General features: G+C 75.5%; 14 protein-coding genes. 5 read left to right on the forward strand and 9 right to left on the reverse strand.

Translation table 11 applies throughout. The features are described 5' to 3' along the window. Positions 1-144 precede the first annotated feature (144 nt). From N912_RS0118515 to N912_RS0118525, 3 genes are read left to right on the forward strand one after another with little or no spacing between them, the layout of a single operon-like run. Entirely contained in the window at positions 145-1,269 is a 1,125-nt protein-coding gene (locus N912_RS0118515; protein WP_028923581.1) for an ABC transporter ATP-binding protein, read from the forward strand. 8 nt (positions 1,270-1,277) lie between these two features. Next, positions 1,278-4,325: an AfsR/SARP family transcriptional regulator gene (locus N912_RS0118520; protein ID WP_028923582.1), complete on the forward strand. Its 3,048-nt coding sequence runs from the start codon at positions 1,278-1,280 to the stop codon at positions 4,323-4,325. A 31-nt stretch (positions 4,326-4,356) separates the two neighbouring features. Further along, positions 4,357-5,709: an erythromycin esterase family protein gene (locus N912_RS0118525; RefSeq protein WP_028923583.1), complete on the forward strand. Its 1,353-nt coding sequence runs from the start codon at positions 4,357-4,359 to the stop codon at positions 5,707-5,709. Here N912_RS0118525 and N912_RS52895 read toward each other — a convergent pair. The 8 genes from N912_RS52895 to N912_RS60460 form a co-directional block, all read right to left on the reverse strand. Beyond that, a complete protein-coding gene (locus N912_RS52895; RefSeq protein ID WP_051580399.1) occupies positions 5,706-6,566 on the reverse strand; it encodes an MBL fold metallo-hydrolase in 861 nt (286 codons plus the stop codon). The two genes, N912_RS0118525 and N912_RS52895, sit on opposite strands and share 4 nt — an antisense overlap. Beyond that, positions 6,559-7,812: an MFS transporter gene (locus tag N912_RS0118535; protein WP_028923584.1), complete on the reverse strand. Its 1,254-nt coding sequence runs from the start codon at positions 7,810-7,812 to the stop codon at positions 6,559-6,561. Before N912_RS0118535 ends, N912_RS52895 begins: the two co-directional genes overlap by 8 nt. After that, positions 7,809-8,669, reverse strand: coding sequence for an alpha/beta hydrolase (locus N912_RS60455; protein WP_051580400.1), 861 nt, complete (start codon positions 8,667-8,669; stop codon positions 7,809-7,811). The genes N912_RS0118535 and N912_RS60455 overlap by 4 nt, the downstream gene beginning before the upstream one ends. A 187-nt stretch (positions 8,670-8,856) precedes the next feature. Next, entirely contained in the window at positions 8,857-9,825 is a 969-nt protein-coding gene (gene nudC, locus N912_RS0118545; RefSeq protein WP_245645327.1) for an NAD(+) diphosphatase, read from the reverse strand. Next, positions 9,822-11,222, reverse strand: coding sequence for a M16 family metallopeptidase (locus N912_RS0118550; RefSeq protein WP_051580401.1), 1,401 nt, complete (start codon positions 11,220-11,222; stop codon positions 9,822-9,824). The genes nudC and N912_RS0118550 overlap by 4 nt, the downstream gene beginning before the upstream one ends. Continuing rightward, positions 11,219-12,544: a M16 family metallopeptidase gene (locus N912_RS0118555; RefSeq protein WP_037065323.1), complete on the reverse strand. Its 1,326-nt coding sequence runs from the start codon at positions 12,542-12,544 to the stop codon at positions 11,219-11,221. Before N912_RS0118555 ends, N912_RS0118550 begins: the two co-directional genes overlap by 4 nt. 30 nt (positions 12,545-12,574) lie before the next feature. Beyond that, a complete protein-coding gene (locus N912_RS0118560; RefSeq protein ID WP_037065325.1) occupies positions 12,575-13,078 on the reverse strand; it encodes a YbaK/EbsC family protein in 504 nt (167 codons plus the stop codon). A 43-nt stretch (positions 13,079-13,121) separates the two neighbouring features. Continuing rightward, complete coding sequence (locus N912_RS60460; protein ID WP_051580402.1) at positions 13,122-13,931, reverse strand: DUF5666 domain-containing protein; 810 nt, start codon at positions 13,929-13,931, stop codon at positions 13,122-13,124. 141 nt (positions 13,932-14,072) lie between these two features. Between N912_RS60460 and N912_RS0118575 the strand changes: the two genes are divergently transcribed. Continuing rightward, positions 14,073-14,744, forward strand: coding sequence for a response regulator transcription factor (locus N912_RS0118575; RefSeq protein ID WP_028923590.1), 672 nt, complete (start codon positions 14,073-14,075; stop codon positions 14,742-14,744). Continuing rightward, entirely contained in the window at positions 14,741-16,147 is a 1,407-nt protein-coding gene (locus N912_RS0118580) for a sensor histidine kinase (protein ID WP_028923591.1), read from the forward strand. The genes N912_RS0118575 and N912_RS0118580 overlap by 4 nt, the downstream gene beginning before the upstream one ends. Here N912_RS0118580 and N912_RS60465 read toward each other — a convergent pair. Beyond that, positions 16,144-17,409 (reverse strand): RDD family protein, encoded by a 1,266-nt coding sequence (locus tag N912_RS60465; RefSeq protein WP_051580403.1) that lies wholly within the window; start codon positions 17,407-17,409, stop codon positions 16,144-16,146. The two genes, N912_RS0118580 and N912_RS60465, sit on opposite strands and share 4 nt — an antisense overlap. Positions 17,410-17,452: the final 43 nt, after the last annotated feature.

Raw genomic sequence — 17,452 nt, forward strand, 5'->3', positions numbered from 1 at the left:
CTGAGCGATGGCAGGCCGGAGGTCTGCCTGAGCGCCGGACCCTGCGCCGGGCCTACGAGACCCGGGAGATCGACGCGACGGCGCGCGACCGCCGGAGGCGGTCTCGATGGACAGCCCGACATTCAACAAAACACGGAGTGGACGATGGCAGAGGTCCAGATCGGCGGCTTGAGGAAACTGTTCGACGGGCACGCCGCCGTCGACGGCATCGACCTGAGGATCGAGGACGGCGAGTTCGTGGTGCTGCTCGGGCCCAGCGGGTGCGGCAAGACCACCACGCTGCGCTGCCTGGCCGGGCTGGAGGAGCCGACGGCCGGTGAGGTCCGGATCGGCGGCCAGGCCGTGTCCGACGCCGCCCGGGGCGTGTTCGTCCGGCCGGAGAAGCGCAAGGTCGGCATGGTGTTCCAGAGCTACGCGCTGTGGCCGCACATGACCGTGTTCGGCAACGTGGCCTACCCGCTGCGGCTGGCCGGGCTGCCCAGGCGCGACATCGCGGCCAGGGTGGCGGAGATCCTGGAACAGGTGGACCTGGCCGGGCGCGGCGAGCACCTGGCCACCACGCTGTCCGGCGGGCAGCAGCAGCGGGTGGCGCTGGCCAGGGCGATGGTGGCGCGGCCGAGGCTGGTGTTCTTCGACGAGCCGCTGTCCAACCTGGACGCCCGGCTGCGCTACACGATGCGCCAGCAGATCCGCTCGCTGCACGACGCCTACGGCATGACCTCGGTGTACGTCACGCACGACCAGGACGAGGCGATCGCGCTGGCCGACCGGGTGGTGGTGATGGACAGGGGCCGGATCGTGCAGGTCGGCGGCCCGCGCGAGCTCTACACCCGGCCCGCCACGCCGTTCGTGGCCGACTTCCTGGGCTACCAGAACCTGTGGGACGGCGCCGTGACCGCTCACGACACGACAACGGTGACCGTCCGTGTCCACGACCACACCCTGGACGTCCGCGCCCCCGCCCCGCCCGCGCCGCTCACCCCCGGCGACCGGGTGACGCTCGCGTTCCGCGCCGCGCACGTGCGGCTCAACCCCGCCGGCCCGGACCGGCGCAACACCGCGCTGAAGGGCACCGTGCGGCGCTCGACCTACCTGGGCAGCGCGGTGAACCTGCTGGTCGACCTGGACGGGCTGGGGCTGCGGGCGCGCCTGGACGAGGTGGAGCTGGCCCGCCTCGGCCAGTGCCCGCCCCGGGTGGGCGAGCCGGTCGCGCTGGAGCTGGCCACCGAGCACGTCGTGGTGCTGCCCGGGGCGGCGCGGGAGGTATAAACGCCCGGGTGCGGTTCGGGATCCTCGGGCCCCTGCTGGTGACCGGGGGCGACGGCGCGCCCGTCACGCTCGGCAGCCGGAAGGCCCGGGCGCTGGTCGCCCTGCTGGTGCTGGACGCGGGCCGGGTGGTGACCGTGGACCGGCTGCTGCACGCGGTGTACGGCGGCGCGCCGCCGGCCGGGGCGGCGAACGCGCTGCAGGCGCATGTGTCGCGGATCCGCCGGCGGCTGGGGGCGGACGCGGCGCTGGTGGAGTTCCACCCCGGCGGCTACCGGCTCGCGGTGCGCCCCGAGGAGGTCGACGCGCACGAGTTCGCGCGCCTGGCCGACGCCGGCCGCGAGGCGCTGGCCGGGGGCGAGCACGCCGCCGCGGCGGACCGGCTGCGCACGGCGCTCGGGCTGTGGCGCGGGCGCGCGCTGGCCGATCTGGACGACGCCCCTGGGGTGGCCGCCGAGCTGGACGAGCGGTGGGTCGAGGCGTCGGAGGACCTGGTCGACGCCGAGCTGGCGCTGGGCTCGGCGGACGGGCTGGTGGCGCGGCTGCGCGCGATGGTCGCGGCACACCCGTTGCGGGAGCGGCCGAGGGCGCTGCTGGTGCGGGCGCTGGCCGCCCAGGGGCGGGACGCGGAGGCGCTGGCCGCGTTCGAGGAGGCCAGGGCGACGCTGGCCGACGAGCTCGGCGCCGACCCCTCGCCCGAGCTGCGCCGCGCCCACCTCGACGTGCTCGCACAGGCCGGTGGCCCTAGGCCGAGGCCGCTGCCACAGTGGCCGAACGCGTTCGTCGGCCGGGAGCGCGAGCTGGACGAGCTGGCGTCCGCGCTGAAAGCCCACCGGCTGGTGACGGTGACCGGCCCCGGCGGCATCGGCAAGACCCGGCTGGCCGTGGCGGGCGCCCGCCGGCACCCGGGGCCGGCCCGTTTCGCCGACCTGAGCCCCGTGACCGAGCCCGAGGGCGTCATCGCGGCGCTGCGGTCCGCGCTCGGGCTGCGCGATGACGACGGGCCTCACCTCGCGCACGTACGAGCCGCGCTCGCCGAGGGGCCGAGCCTGCTCGTCCTGGACAACTGCGAACACGTCGTCGAGGCGGCCGCCGAGGTCGTGCACCGGCTGCTGGCCGGCTGCCCGGAGCTGCGGGTGCTGGCGACCAGCCGAGAGCCGCTGGCCATCGACGGCGAGGCCCCGTTCGCGGTCCCCACGCTGCCGGTACCGGCGGCGGTCGCCCTGTTCGCGTCCAGGTCCGGTCTGGCCAGCGCCCCCGACACCGCCTCCGACACCGGCTCCGACACCGCCTCCGGCGAGACCATGGCCCGCATCTGCGCCGCCCTGGACGGCCTGCCGCTGGCCATCGAGCTGGCGGCGGCCCGCGCCCGCGCGCTCCCGCTGGACGAGCTGGCGCGCCGCCTGGACGACCGTTTCACGCTGCTGTCCCGGAAACGGCGGGCGGCGGCCCCGGCCCGGCACGCCACGCTGCACGCCGTCGTGGCGTGGAGCTGGGAGCTGCTGGACGACGGCGAGCGGGCCACCCTGAGCAGGCTCAGCGTGTTCGCCGGCGGCGCCACCGTGGCGGCGGTGGAGCGGGTGTGCGGGCCGCCGGACCCGGTGCCGGCGCTGGCCTCGCTGGTGGACAGGTCGCTGGTCCAGCTCGCCGACGGGCGCTACCGGATGCTGGAGACGATCCGGCTGTTCGCGGCCCGGCTGCTGGACGCCGACGAGGCCGAACGGCTGCGCCGAGGGCACGCCGAACACCACCTCGCCCTGGCCAACCGGGCCGACCCCCGGCTGCGCGGCGGCGACCAGCTGGAGTGGCTGGCTCGCCTGGACGCCGAGCTGGACAACCTGCGCGCGGCCCTGCGCTGGGCGGTGGCGAACGACCCGGTGCTGGCGCTGCGGCTGTGCGGCGCGCTGGCCATGTACTGGTGGCTGCGCGGGCACGGCTGCGAGGCCGGGGCCACCTGCGCCGAGCTGGCAAACCGGATCGGCCCGCGCCCGCCCGAGAGCCTGGCCGAGGAGTACGCGCTGTGCGTGCTCACCGCCGCCGGCGCCGGCGCCGACCTCGGCGAGCACCTGGACGCGCTCAACTCGCTGGCCGCGACCTGGACCGAACCGCCCCGCCAGCCCATGCTCACGGTGCTCTGGGCGCGCCTGGCCGGCCCGCGCCCGGACGGGCGCCTGGCGCCGCCCCCGGACGCGCTGCTGGACTCCGACCCGTGGAACCACGCGCTGCGCCCGCTCTCCGACGGGCTGCGCGCGCTGCACCTGGGCCGCGCCGACGACGCCGAGCGCGCCCTGCGCCGCGCGCTGGAGCGCTTCCGGGTGCTCGGCGAGCGCTGGGGGCTGGTCAAGACGCTGGCCGAGCTGGCGGAGCTGACCGGCTGGCGCGGCCGGCGGGACCAGGCGCTGGCCTACCTGGACGAGGCCGTCGAGCTGTCCGTCCAGCTCGGCGCCCCGGAGGACACCGCCGAGCTGCTCTGCCGCCGCGCCGAATGGCACGCCCGCTCCGGCACCGAGCGTGACGCCGAGAACGACCTGCGCCGCGCGCTGGCGATCGCCGCGCGGACCGGCGCCGCCGCCCGGGTGGCCCGCGCGCACGGCGGCCTTGCCGAGCTGGCCAGGCTGCGCGGCGACCTGGCCACCGCCCGCGCCGAGGCCGCCCGCGCCCTCGCCGACACCCCGGCGCCCGGGATACGCCCGCCCGAGGCGCACCCGCGCGCGCTGGTCACGCTCGGTCTGGTCGCGGCGGCGGTCGGCGAGCTGGACGAGGCGGCGGACCGCCTCCGCGGGGCCCTGGACGGCCGGCACGCGCTGATCGCGGCCACCGCGACCGAGGCGGTGGCGGGCCTCGCGGTAGCCAGAAACGAGCACCGCGACGCCGCGAGGCTGCTCGGCGCGGCGGTGGCGCTGCGCGGGCTGCCGGTCGACGGCGACCCGACGGTGGCGCGGGTGGCCGGCGCCGTGCGCGGGCGCCTGGACGGCGCGAGCTTCGACGACCTCTACCGGGCCGGCGCCTCGCTCACCCAGGACCAGGCGCTGACGCTGGCCGCCCGCGCCTGTCAGTGATCGGTCAGCGCCGGCCCGCACGCTGGGCGCCATGAGACGAACTGTGCTGTCCGTGCTCGGCGCGCTGGTGCTGGCCTCCTGCTCGGTCGCGCCCGGCGAGGGGGCCGGGGACCTGGCGGCGGACCCGGCGGCGGACCCGGTGGCGGGGCTGGAGCGCGGGGCGCACCCGATCCGCTCCACCGAACCCGGCGGCGACGCCGACGACCTGGGCGCGTTCGGCGAGATGGTCGGCGGCGCCACGGTGGTCAGCGTCGGCGAGGCCACCCACAGCTCGCACGAGTTCGTCACCCTGCAACAGCGGCTGTTCGCGCACCTGGCCGCCGAGAAGGGCTTCGTCACGTTCGCCAGGGAGCTGAGCTGGAGCACCGGGGTGCGGCTCAACGACTACGTGCTGCGCGGCACCGGCGACCCGGGCGCGATCATGGACGACGAGTTCGACATGTACTACCAGTCGTTCGACAACCGCGAGATGCTCGGCCTCATCGAGTGGATGCGCGCCTACAACGCCGGCCACCAGAAGAAGGTCCAGTTCATGGGCAGTGACCTGGCCTACCCGGGCCAGGTGCTGTTCGACAGGGTGGGACGCTACGTCGCCCGCTGGCACCCGGACCTCACCGCCCGCATCGACCAGCTCTACAACGGCCTGGCCCCGGCGCCCGGGATGTCGCTGAACGACTACTTCGGCTCCCAGGCGGCCAAGCCGCTGCCCGAACGGCAACGGATCGCCCGCGACGCCGACGCCGTGGTCGAGCTGCTGCGCGCGCGCCCGCGCATCCAGGACCCCGAGTACGCCTGGACCGTCCAGCACGCGAGGGCGCTGGCGCAGAGCGCGCACGGCTACTCCTTCGACACCAGGACGCCACAGGGCCAGGCCGACGCGGGCGCCTACCGTGACCAGATCATGGCCGAGAACATCGCGTGGTGGCGCGAGCGCGTACCCGGCAAGATCATGATCTCGAACATGACGGCACACGCCAGCTACGAACCCATCGACCCGGCCGCCCCGCGCCGGACGGTGAGCGGCTGGCTGCGCGAGCGCCTCGGCGACACGTTCGTCACCGTCGGCACCAGCTTCCACCACGGCGGGTTCAACGCCGGCGACCCCAAGGAGCACTACCAGGCGTTCACCGTGGGCGACCCCGGCCCCGACCACAACGAGCACACCCTGGACCAGGTGAGCCACCGGAACTACGTCGTCGACCTGCGCGCCGTCCCCGCCGGCGCCCGGAGCTGGCTGGCCCAGGCCCGGCCGACCCGCAACGTCGGCGGCCACTACAACCAGGCCAAGCCCAACGCCGGCGACCTGGACGTGGCCCTCGGCCGCTCCTACGACATCCTCATCCACCTGCACGAGGTCCGGCCGACGGCGCTGCGGTTCTCCTAGGTCTCGGGTTCGAAGGTGTAGCCCGTGCCGGCGCGGGTGACGCGCCCGGGGCGGGGGTACGCGAAGTGGGCGGGGAGCATCGGGGCGGCGGTCGCTGCGAGGCGGTCGAGCAGGGCGCGGCGGGTCCGGGCCGCGGCGGCGGGGTCCACGCAGTAGCGGGTGCTCCAGTCCGGGCGCAGCAGCTGCAGCGGGTGGTGCAGCGCGTCGCCGAGCAGCCAGAGGTCGGACTCCGAGCCGGTGACGTGCACGCAGACGTTGCCGGGCGTGTGGCCGAAGGCGGGCACCAGGCGGATCCGGTTGCCGATGGCGGCGTTGGGCGCGGTCAGGCGCAGCAGGCCGCGCTCGCGCAGCGGGTGCACGCTGTCGGCCAGGTAGTCGCCGGTGCGGTGCATCGCGGCGGCGCCGGCCGGGCCGGTCCAGTAGTCGTACTCGCGGGCGGTGACGTGGTGGCGGGCGCGGGCGAACACCGGCTCCCAGGCCGGGCCGGCGCGGCGGGTGGCCCAGCCGACGTGGTCCACGTGCAGGTGGGTGAGGACCACGTCGGTGACGTCGTCGGGGTCGAGGCCGATCGAGCCCGCCGCGTCCAGCCAGCCCGTGTGCTGGTCGTCGAACTCGGGGCGCCGGCGGGGCTTGGCGTCGCCGACGCAGGCGTCCACCAGCACCGTCCGGTCCGGGGCACGCACCAGGAAGGCCCGGATGGCGTACACCAGCCGGTCGGCGCCGGTGTCGTACCACGGCTCGGCGAAACACCAGCCGGAGCGGTCGCCGGCCAGCCGGGGGAAGAACTCCTCGGGTTCGATCAGCAGCCGGGGGTTCTCCACCAGCGGGACGACCGTGACGTCACCCAGGTCATACACGGTGGGTACGCAACCACAGCGCGGCGGCGGCGCCGACGGCGGCCACCACCGGGATCGCGGTGAGCGCGATGATGTTCTGCCCGGACAGGGCGAGCGCGAGCAGGATGCCGGCCACGCCGGGGCCCACGATCGAGCCCACCCGGCCCAGCGCGGCCGCCCAGCCGACGCCGGTGGTGCGCGCCCCGGTCGGGTAGAGGGCCACCGCGAGCGCGAGCTGGCCGATCTGGCCGGCGGTCACGCCCGCGCCGGCGCCGCCGAGCACGAGCAGCAGCGCCAGCCCGTCGAGCCCGGCCCGCGAGGCGACCACCATGCACACCGCGGCCAGCGCCGGCATCAGCACCAGCGCGCGGGTGACGCCGATGCGCGCGGCCAGCGGGATCAGCACGATGCCGCCGAGCACGCCGCCCAGGTGCACGAACGCCAGCCCGAGCGGGGCCTGGCTGGCCGAGAAGCCGTACCCGGTCAGGAACGTCGGCACCCAGGAGGTCAGCGTGTACGCCGCCACGAAGACCAGGAACGCGAACGCCCACAGCAGCGCGGTGTTGGTCCGCAGCGCGGGCGCGAACAGCCGGCCGACCCTGGCCTCGTCCCTGGCCCGGTCCCTGGCCGCCTCCCGGTCCGGGCCGGTGGCCGCCGGGGGTTCGGGCAGCCAGCGCGCCATCAGCAGGGCCAGCACGACCGGGGCCAGACCGCCGATCCAGAACACCCCGGCGGTGCCCACGGTGCTGATCAACGGCCCGCCGACGAACCCGCCCAGGGTGCCGCCGGAGGCCAGCCCGAGCGTCACCGTGACCGAGACCAGCTCGCGGCGCCGCGCCGGGCTCTGGTCCGCGGACAGCGACACCGCGACCGGCAGCACCACGCCCAGACCGAGCCCGGTGACCAGCCGCACCACGCTGAGCGCCGCGATCGAGTGCACCGCCGGCAGCAGCACCGCCGTGCACAGCGTGCCCACCGCGAACACCAGCACGCCGCCGACCAGCAGCCGCCGCCGGCCGAACCGGGCGCCCAGCGCCCCGCAGCCCAGGTACCCGACCACCACCCCGATGTTCGTGAGCACCAGCGGGAAGGTGAACGCGGCCGGCGCCATCGCCCACTGCCTGGCCAGGGTGGGCACCGCGAACGCCAGCGACGCCGTGTCGAAGCCGTCCAACAGCACGGCCAGGAACGACAGCGCGACCACCCGCCAGGGCACGGTGGTCGGCTCGGTACGGGCGGCGGCGGGCGCGGGCTGGTCGGTGCTCACGGCCCGTCCCCGAACACGACGGCGCGGGCGGCGGCGAACAGCGGCGATGCCGGGTCGGCGAACGCGGCGGCGGTGGCGCGGTGGTCGGTGTGCCCGAGGTTGACGGTGGTGGCCGGCAGGTCGGCCTTGTCCAGCGCGTCGGCCAGCAGCCGGCCCTGTTCGGTGAGCAGCCTGTCGTCCTCGCTCTTCTTGTTCGGCTCCGGGTCGCCGTACGAGACGACCACCCCGGCCGGCGCGTGGGTGAGCCGCGCCACCGGGCTCAGCCGCTCCGCGTCCGCCTCGGCCAGCCCGCGAGTGCGCAGGTCCGCCGGCGCGCTCATGACCAGCGCGCCCCGTACCGAGCGGCCGGGTGCCCAGTCCGTCATGGTGACCATCGCCGCCAGGTGACCGCCCGCGGAGTGCCCGGCCACCGTGATCCTCTCCGGGTCACCGCCGTAACGGCGCGCGTTCGTACCGACCCAGTCCACCGCACTCACCGCGTCGTCGACGGCGTCCGCGATGCTGTGCTCCGGCGTGAGCCGATACCCTGCGGACACGAACACCGCGCCGGCCTCGACCCACGGCTCGCCGAAGTGGTCGTAGAACGCCGGATGCCCCTCCCGCCACCGTCCGCCGTGAAAGTAGACGATCACCGGGCGCCCCGACCCGCCGGCGTCGTGCGGGTGGTAGACGTCCAGCAGCTGATGCGGGTCAGGCCCGTACTTGACGTCCACCTCGTGCGGAAACCGCTCCTGGACGCCGCGACGCCGCTCCAGCGCCTCGGTGTAGAACCCCTTCCAGTCCGGATGGTACAGCTCCGGGTTCTGGTAGGTGACGAATCCGCTCGGGTCGGCCGCCCGGGCCACGCTGCTGCTCACCAAGGTCCTCCACGGCTGTGTGTCGCGACCGTCACATGGTCGTCGACGCCGGGAGCCCGGACCAGTACCAATCCGGCGCACCTGGATGCCCATACCGGCATACCCGCCTGGCTCGCCGCATACCTACCGGTGCTGCCGCACACCCCGCACCATGCGCGACACCCCAGGAAGGTATGCGGTGCCCAGGTCAGTCGGCGGCGGCCCAGGACTCCAGCATGGAGCGGGCTATCGAGACGGGGCCTGGGAGGAGGACCCTGCGCCGGTCGGTGTCGCCGGCGCGGGCGGCCCAGTCGCCGGCCTCCAGGGCGGCGCGCAGCTCGTCGCGGGTCAGCCAGAAGGCCTCGGCGATCTCGCCGTCGGCGGGGTGCAGCGGCTCGGACGGGTCGGCCACGGCGGAGAAGCCGATCATGATCGAGCGCGGGAACGGCCAGGCCTGGCTGCCGAGGTAGCGGATGTCGGAGACCCGCACCCCGACCTCCTCGTGGATCTCCCGCGCCACGCAGGCCTCCAGCGACTCGCCGGCCTCGACGAAACCGGCCAGCACCGAGTACCGCCCCGCCGGCCACACCGGCTGGCGGGCCAGCAGCAGCCGCGCCGAGCCGCCCGCGCCGCCGTCGTGGACCAGGCAGATGATCGCCGGGTCGGTGCGCGGGTACTCCTCGTGCCCGCACCTGGTGCAGACCCGCAGCCAGCCGGCGTTGCGCGGCTCGGTCGGCGAGCCGCAGCGCGCGCAGAAGCCGGCGTTGTCGTGCCAGCCCAGCGTCGCGACGGCGGTCACCATCAGGCCGGCGCCGGTGGCGTCCAGGTCCGCGCCACGCGCGCGGAGATCCTGCCAGGCCGCCGGGTCGTCGCCATCGACAAGGGACGGGCGCCCGCGCACCGCCCAGTAGGCGACCCCGGCCTGCTCGCCGAGGAACACCGCGCCGGGCGGCGGCGCGTCACCGAACTCGGGGCCGCGCTTGGTGAGCAGCTCGTGCCCGCCGGCCTCGATGGGGGTGCGGCCCTTCTCGTCCACCACCAGCACCCGGGCGCCGCGCCAGCCGGCGGCCAGCCGGGCGGCGTCGGTGCGCAGCGGCTCCTCGCGGTCCACCGTGGAGCGGGACAGCCTGGGCGGTTCGAGCAGGCCGAAGCCGCCCAGCGCGGACGAGCAGGTCAAGGCAGCTCGACCCCGCCGAGCGCGCGCAACCCGGAGCCGACGGCCGAGGCGTCCCCGACCACCACGCCGGTGAACGCGGTGGGGGTGAAGAACTCGGCGGCGGCCCGCGCCACCTGCTCGGGCGTGACCGCTTCCAGGCGAGCGGGGTGCGCCCGCAGCCATTGCGCGTCCAGGCCCACCCCGGCCAGCGCGGCCAGGGTGGCCGCCAGCCCGGGCTGGCTGTCCAGCGAGATCAGCAGCGAGCCGATCGCGTAGCGGCGGGCCGACTCCACCTCGGCGTCGGTGGGGGGCACGGCGGAGAGCCTGGCCAGCTCGTAGCGGGTCTCCAGCAGGGCGGCGGCGGTGACGTCGGTGGCCACGTCGGTCTCCACCAGCAGCGTCGCCCCGGACGGGGTGAACTCCAGGTAGGACGACGCGGAGTAGGTGTAGCCCTTGTCCTCGCGGATGTTCTCCACCAGGCGCGAGGAGAAGTAGCCGCCGAGCACCAGGTTGGCCAGTTGGACCGCGGGGTAGCTCGGGTCGGTGCGGGGTACGGCGGCCGCCGAGAGGCGAAGTTGGGACTGCACGGACCCCGGGCGGTCGACCAGCAGCAGGTCACGGCCGGTCAGGGTGGGCAGCGGCGGCAGCTCGGCGGCGGTGCCGGACGGCGCCCAGGCGGCCAGTTTGTCGGCCACGGTGGCGATCGCGCGCTCCGGCTCCACGTCGCCGACCAGCACCAGCGTCGAGCCGGCCGGCAGCACGGCGGCGCGGTGCAGCTCCCGGGCGTCCGTCGAGGCCACGGCTGCGACATCTTCGGCGAGCGGCATCTCGCGCGACGCCGGGTGGTCGCCGTAGCGGCGGCGCTGCAGTGCCTCCCTGGCCACCGTGCGCGGCTGCGAGCGGGCCACCGCGATCCGCTCCACCAGCCGCTCGCGCTCGCGGTCGAAGTCACCGTCCGGGTAGGCCGGCGCGACCAGCAGGTCGGCCAGCACGTCCAGCAGCGCGGGTAGCCCGCCGGCCAGCGCGCTGCCCGAGACCAGCAGCCGCTCCGGGTCCACCCCGGCGGCCAGCTCGCCGCCGATGTTGGCCAGCTCGTCGTCGATCTCCACCCGGCTGCGCCCCGCCGTGCCGGTGAGCAGCGCGGAGGCCACCATCTCGGCGCGGGCCGGATGGGTGGGCTCGGCCCCGGCGAACGGGATGCGCAGCCGCAGCTCCACGGTCGGCACCGTGCGCCTGGCCACCGCGATCACCCGCAGCCCGTTCGGCAGCGTGCGGTCCGCCAGGTCCAGGTCGGGCACCGTGCGCTGCGCGCCCAGCGGGGGCAGCGGGCGCGGCCCGGTCTCGGTGTGCCCGATCTGCTCGGCGCCTCGGTGGCCGCCGGCGCCGTTGCGCCCGGTCGTCCCGGCCGTGACAGTCACTGTGCTTCCCCGTTTCCGTTGCTTGCGGGTTCGACCACCAGGATCGCCCGGCCGTGCCCGCGCAGCCGGCCGGCCGCCTCGGCCACCTGGGCCGGGGTGACGGCCGCAATCCGGGCGGGCAGCTCGGCGGCCAGCTCGGCGCGACCGTAGAGCAGCTCGCGGGCGCCCAGCGCGAGCAGCCGGCTCATCACCCGGTCCTGCTCGTGGTACAGCGAGGCCGCCCAGCGCGCCGAGATCCGGGCCAGCTCGTGCTCGCCCGGCCCGTCGGTGGCCAGCCGGTCCAGCTCCTCGTCCACCGCGCGGGTCACCCGGTCCGGGTCGACGGTGGCCGGGTGCACGGCGGTCACCGTGAAGGTGTCCGGGTCGCGCGCGTCCAGCGGGGCGCCGAACAGCCCGCAGCCGGCGGAGATGTCGGTGACGATGCCCTCGCCGTAGACCAGCCGCTCCTGCAGCCGGGCCGCCTCGCCGTCGGTGAGCACCGAGCCGAGCAGCGTGTGCGCCAGGTAGCCGTCCAGGTCGGTGTCCGGGTCGGGCAGCCGGTAGCCCAGCGCGAGCGCGGGCAGCGGGGCGTGCGCGTCGGGCACGGACTGGCGCCGCTCGGTGCCCGGCAGCGGCTCGGCGAACGAAGGACGGGCCGGCACCGGGCGCTCCGGGATGTCCCCGAAGTGCTTCTCCACCAGCGCGGTGGTCTCGTCAACCGACAGGTCGCCGGCGATCGTGAGCACCGCGTTTCCCGGCGCGTAGTAGCCGTCGAAGAACGCGGCGGCGTCGTCCAGGGTGGCCTGCTCCAGCTCGGAGAAGTCGCCGTAGCCGTTGTGCGCGTTCGGGAACGTGTCGTAGAGCACCGGCGGCAGCAGGATCCACGGGAACCCGCCGTAGGGCCGGCTCAGCACGTTGAGCCGGATCTCCTCCTTGACCACGTCGACCTGGTTGCGCAGGTTCTCCTCGGTCAGCCGGGGCGCGCGCAGCCGGTCGGCCTCCATGAACAGCGCGCGTTCCAGCGCGGCGGCCGGCAGCACCTCGAAGTAGTCGGTGTAGTCCGGGTGGGTGGAGCCGTTGAACACCCCGCCGGAGCCCTGCACGTGCCGGAAGTGCGCCAGCTTCTCCAGGCTCTCGCTGCCCTGGAACATCAGGTGCTCGAACAGGTGCGCGAACCCGGTCCGGCCCTCCGGCTCGGAGCGGAAGCCCACGTCCACGTGGACCGACACCGCCACCACCGGGGTGCTGGCGTCCGGCGCGAGCAGCACCCGCAGGCCGTTGGGCAGGGTGAACCTGTGCAGCTCGGGCACGGTCGGGCGGCCGAGGTCGGTCAGCGGCCCCATGGGTGACGTGGCGGAAGACACTCCCCGACCCTAACGCGCGTCGGCGACGGCCGTGGCGGTACCGCCGGTGACGGCGACCAGCTCGTCGAACGTCGTTGGAAAGACCGCGTGCGGGACGCCGCCCGCCGCCCAGATCTCGTCGTGGTCGGCCAGCGCGACGTCCACCACGGTGCGCAGCTTTGCGGGGTGTCCGACCGGCGCCACCCCGCCGATCACCTGGCCGGTGGCGGCCCTGACGAACTTCGGGTCCGCCCTGCTGATCGTGCGCAGGCCCAGCTCGGCGGCCAGCTTGTCGGTGTCCACCCGGTGCGCGCCGGACGCGAGCACCAGCAGCGGCTGGTCTTGATCCGTCCGGAACACCAGGGAGTTCGCGATCTGGCCGACCTGGATGCCGAGCGCGTCGGCGGCGGCCTGCGCGGTGCTGACCGCGTCCGGGAGCACCCGCATCCGCTCGATGCTGCCCTCGGCCGCGCCGCCGGCACGCAACGCGGCCACCACTGCCTGGATGTTCGGATGGTCTGGTGGTGGAGTCACCAGACCATCCGATCACATCTCGTCAACGTGGTTTGGTTCGGTGTTACTTCGGCAGGGTGCGCAGCGAGCTGGCCTTGAGGGTGGCGCCGTTGTCGGCGATCACGCCGCGCACGTCCACCCGGTCGCCGGCCTTGGGCTTGTTGGTCACCCCGGAGACGTCCACCGCCTGGGTCAGGCCGTCCGGCCTGGTCACGGTGGCGCGGTCGCCTTCGAGCGCGGTGACGGTGCCGAACGCGCGGGCCGGCGGCACGAAGACGCCGACCGCCGTGTTCGCGTCCCGCACCCTGACCAGCACCCGGTCGCCGGGCTTGAGGTCGGCCACCGAGTGCCGCTGCTCGCCGGCCACCCTGGTCCGGTCGCTGGTGGTGACGGTGACCGGGCCGCCGCCGTCGGTGTTCACCACCAGGCTCGGGCCGTTCACCGAGGCCACCGTGCCGGCCAGCCCCTGGCCACCGGGGCCGCCGTGACCACCAGGACCGCCGGGGCCGCCGCGCTCGTGCCGACCCCAGCCCGGGCCGTCGCCGAACTCGCCGCGCTCGCCCATCATCCACGGGCCGCCGCCGGGGCCGTCGTGCATCCGGCCGGCGCCCCAGTGGTCGCCGCGACCACCGTGCCACCCGGGGCCGCCGTCGTGCCAGCGCCCGGTGGCCCGGCCGGCCCCGAACGCCGCGAACAGCAGCAGCACGCCCAGCACCGCCGCGCCCGCGATCAGCCACGGCCGCCGGCGGCTGCCCCGACCGGACGGGCCGGAGGGGCCGGAAGGCGGCGGCGCGGCGGGCGGCGGTTCGGACGGTGTGGTTGTGCCCTCGCCCTCGCCGGCGGCCTTGCTCTCGCCGGGTTCCGACGTCGTCATCGTTGTCCTCCCTCGACATCGTGGGGCTCGTTGACCCCTCTGACATCGACGGTGCGCCCGGTTTCTGTGTGGGGGCTGAGGACGGCCGAACCCTTCAGCCGATCTTCAGCTTGTCCGCGCTGAACGCGGCAAAATGGGCAGGTGAACGAACGTGCCCGGGTGCTGGTGGTGGAGGACGCCGAGGCGATCCTGGCCGCCGTGGTGGCCGGCCTTGCCGACGCCGGCTTCGAGGCCACCGGCCGCCCCGACGGCCAGGGCCTGGAGCACGACCTGGCCACCTTCCGCCCGGACTTGGTGGTGCTGGACGTGATGCTGCCCGGCCGCGACGGGTTCGCCCTGCTCGACGTCGTACGCCGGCACAGTGCGGCAGGGGTGCTGCTGCTGACCGCCCGCGACGGCATCGACGACCGGCTGCGCGGCCTGCACGGCGGCGCGGACGACTACCTGGTCAAGCCGTTCGTGCTGGCCGAGCTGGTGGCGCGGGTGACGGCGGTGCTGCGCCGGATGGGCCGCACCCCGTCCACCGTGCAGGTCGGCGACCTGGTGTTGGACGGCGCGGCGGGCACCGTGATGCGCGGCGACCGGCCGATCGAGCTGACCGCCACCGAGCGCCGGCTGCTCGAACACCTGGCCGCGCACCGGGACCGGGTGCTCAGCAAGGCGCAGCTGCTCACCTCGGTGTGGGGCTACGAGGACTTCGACCCGAACCTGGTCGAGGTCTACATCTCCTCGCTGCGCCGCAAGCTCGGCGAGCCCCGCCTGCTGCACACCGTGCGCGGCATGGGCTACGTGCTGCGCACAGGGCCGTCATGACCGCTCCGCTGTCCACCGTGTCCCTGCGCCGGCGGGTGATCCTGTACAGCCTCGCCGTGCTCGCCGTGGTGTTGCTGCTGGTCGGCGCGCTGTCGCTGGTGTTCGTCGGGGTCCAGTCCCGGGCCGACCTGGCCGCTGGGCTGGCCACCCGCGCCGCCCAGGCCGACCAGCTGGCCAGGCAGGGCACCCCGCCGGCGACGATCGTGGAGCGGCTGGCCGGGCCGGCGGTCCGGGTCGGGCTGGTCGGCGCGGACGGGACGGTGTACGGCTCGCGCCCCGGCCCGGACCACGGCTGGCCAGGCGAGGACAGAGACGGCGACGGCGACCGGGGTCCGGAAGGCCCCCGCTACCGGGGCGGGCCGCCCGGGCACTACGGCCCGGTGGTGCGGCGCACCCTGGCCGACGGGTCGCGGCTGACCCTGGCCGGCGACGTCGGCGAGCTGGCCGCCATCCAGCGCCGGCTGAGCCGGTTGCTGTTGCTGCTCGGCATCGGCGGGCTGGCGGCGGCCGGGCTGGCGCTGCTGGCCACCACCCGGGTGGCGCTGCGCCCGCTGGACACCATGACCTTGCTGGCCCGCTCCATCGCCGCCGGCGACCGGGGCCGGCGCCTCGGCCCGACCCGGCCGAACACCGAGCTGGGCCGCACCGCCGCGGCGTTCGACGACATGCTCGACGCGCTGGAGGGCGCCGAGCGGCAGGCCCGCGAGGCGGAGTCCGCCGCCCGCGAGTCCGAGCTGCGCACCCGCCAGTTCGTCGCGGACGCCGCGCACGAGCTGCGCACCCCGATCACCGGGCTGCGCGCCGCCGCCGAGGCCGCGCTGCGCACCCGGGCCACCGGCGAGGAGCGCGACCGGCTGCAGCTGCTGCTCATCCGGGAGGCCGGCCGGGCCGGGCGGCTGGTGGAGGACCTGCTGGCGATGGCCCAGATCGACGCCGGGCTGCGGCTGGTCACCGAGCCCGTGGAGCTGCGCGGCCTGGCCGAGGCGGAGGCCGAGCGGGTCCGGCTGCTGGCGCCCACGCTGACCGTCACCGTCACCGGGGAGCCGCTGACCGTGCCCGGGGACGCCGGCCGTCTCGCCCAGGTGCTGGCGAACCTGCTGGACAACGCCCGGCGGCACACCCCGGACGGCGGCACCGTCGACATCGAGGTGGTGCGCGCCTCGGCCCGGGCCGTAGTCCGAGTGGCGGACAGCGGGCCCGGCGTGCCGGCCGAGGACCGCGAGCGGATCTTCGACCGACTGGTGCGGCTGGACGGCGCGCGCGGCCGGGAGCCGGGCTCGCCCGGGTTCGGCGGCGCCGGGCTCGGCCTGGCCATCGCGCGCGGCATCGCCAGGGCCCACGGCGGCGACCTGACCTGCGGCGCCGACTCGGTCTTCGAGCTGACCCTGCCGGCCGAGCCCTAGGCCCGTATCACCAGGGTGTTGGCCGCCATGTCACCGATCCGCTGGTGCCGCGTGCTGGACAGCATGACGATCAGGCCGACCAGCCCCCAGAAGAAGCCGTCGACGATCAACAACAGCCAGCGCACGGTCAGCGCGCCGAGGCTCGGTTGGCCACCCTCCGTGGTCACGATGCGCAGGTTCAGCCAGCCCATCGCCGGGGTCTGCCCGCCGTGCGTGGACGGCCACCAGGCGAACACCAGCCAGTAGCCGACGATCCCGAGCACGGTCAACACCAGGAACCCGGTGACCGGCAGCATCGATCGGCGCGACCCGACGGAGGCCACCAGCGAGAAGAACCCGACCCACAGCGCGACCAGCGGCACCATGACCAGCAGCGCGTCCACGATGTACTGGCCGACCCTGGCGCCGACCACGTTGGTGGGGTCCTGCCCCGGAGGCGGTTGGCCGTACGGCTGCCCCGGGTAGGGCTGGCCGGGATAGGGCGGTTGACCCTGGTACGGCGGCTGGCCGGAGTAGGACGCCTGCCCTGGGTAGGGCTGTCCCGGGTACTGCTGCTGGCCTGGGTACTGCTGCTGTCCCGGGTACTGCTGCTGGCCGGAGTACGGCTGCTGGCCCGGGTACGGCTGGCCCGGGTAGGACTGCTGGCCCGGATAGGGCTGGCCGGGGTACGGCTGCTGTCCTGGGTACGGCTGCTGACCGGGGTATCCGGCCTGGCCGGGGTACGGCGCCTGCTGCTCCGGGTACGGCTGCCCCGGGTAGGGCTGCTGGCCGGGATAGGGCTGCTGGCCGGGATAGGGCTGCTGGCCGGGATAGGGCTGCTGGCCGGGGTACGGCTGGCCGGGATAGGACGGCTGCTCGTGCCCCGGCGGCTGCTCCTGGCGCGGCGGCGGGGCGGCGGGCGGCGGTGGCGCGGGCGGCGGCGGTGGCGCGGCGGGCGGCGGCTCGGCGGGGTGTGGCGGGACGGGTGGCCGGTCGGCGACGACCGTCGGCTCCTCCGGTGTGGCCGTCGGCTCCTCGGTGCCGGCGGGCGAGCGGTCGGAGGCGGCGGTCGGTTCCTCGGGATCGGCGGCCGGGCGCTCCGGGACGACCGTCGGCTCGTCGGGGCTCACGGCCGGCCGCTCGGCGACAACCGTCGGCTCCTCGGAGGCTTGCGTCGGTTCCTCGGAACCGGCGGCGGGCCTGTCCGGGCCGGATGTCGGCTTGTCCGAGCCGTCGGGCGGCTGTTCTGGACCGTCGGGCTGGGGCGGGCGTGTCATGGTCATCAAGGATTCCACGCGAACGGCCGCCACAGGCGGATTGGGCGTC

The sequence above is a fragment of the Actinospineispora acaciae DSM 45401 genome, from assembly GCF_000620785.1.
In the GTDB taxonomy this organism is placed as follows: Bacteria; Actinomycetota; Actinomycetes; order Mycobacteriales; family Pseudonocardiaceae; genus Pseudonocardia; species Pseudonocardia acaciae.

What these genes read in the sequence shown, in the direction of transcription:
- N912_RS0118580 (WP_028923591.1), top strand. Translation starts at nt 14,741, where the DNA reads ATGACCGCTCCGCTGTCCACCGTGTCCCTGCGCCGGCGGGTGATCCTG.
- N912_RS60465 (WP_051580403.1), bottom strand. Translation starts at nt 17,409, where the DNA reads ATGACCATGACACGCCCGCCCCAGCCCGACGGTCCAGAACAGCCGCCC.
- N912_RS0118555 (WP_037065323.1), bottom strand. Translation starts at nt 12,544, where the DNA reads ATGGGGCCGCTGACCGACCTCGGCCGCCCGACCGTGCCCGAGCTGCAC.
- N912_RS0118515 (WP_028923581.1), top strand. Translation starts at nt 145, where the DNA reads ATGGCAGAGGTCCAGATCGGCGGCTTGAGGAAACTGTTCGACGGGCAC.
- N912_RS60460 (WP_051580402.1), bottom strand. Translation starts at nt 13,931, where the DNA reads ATGACGACGTCGGAACCCGGCGAGAGCAAGGCCGCCGGCGAGGGCGAG.
- N912_RS0118525 (WP_028923583.1), top strand. Translation starts at nt 4,357, where the DNA reads ATGAGACGAACTGTGCTGTCCGTGCTCGGCGCGCTGGTGCTGGCCTCC.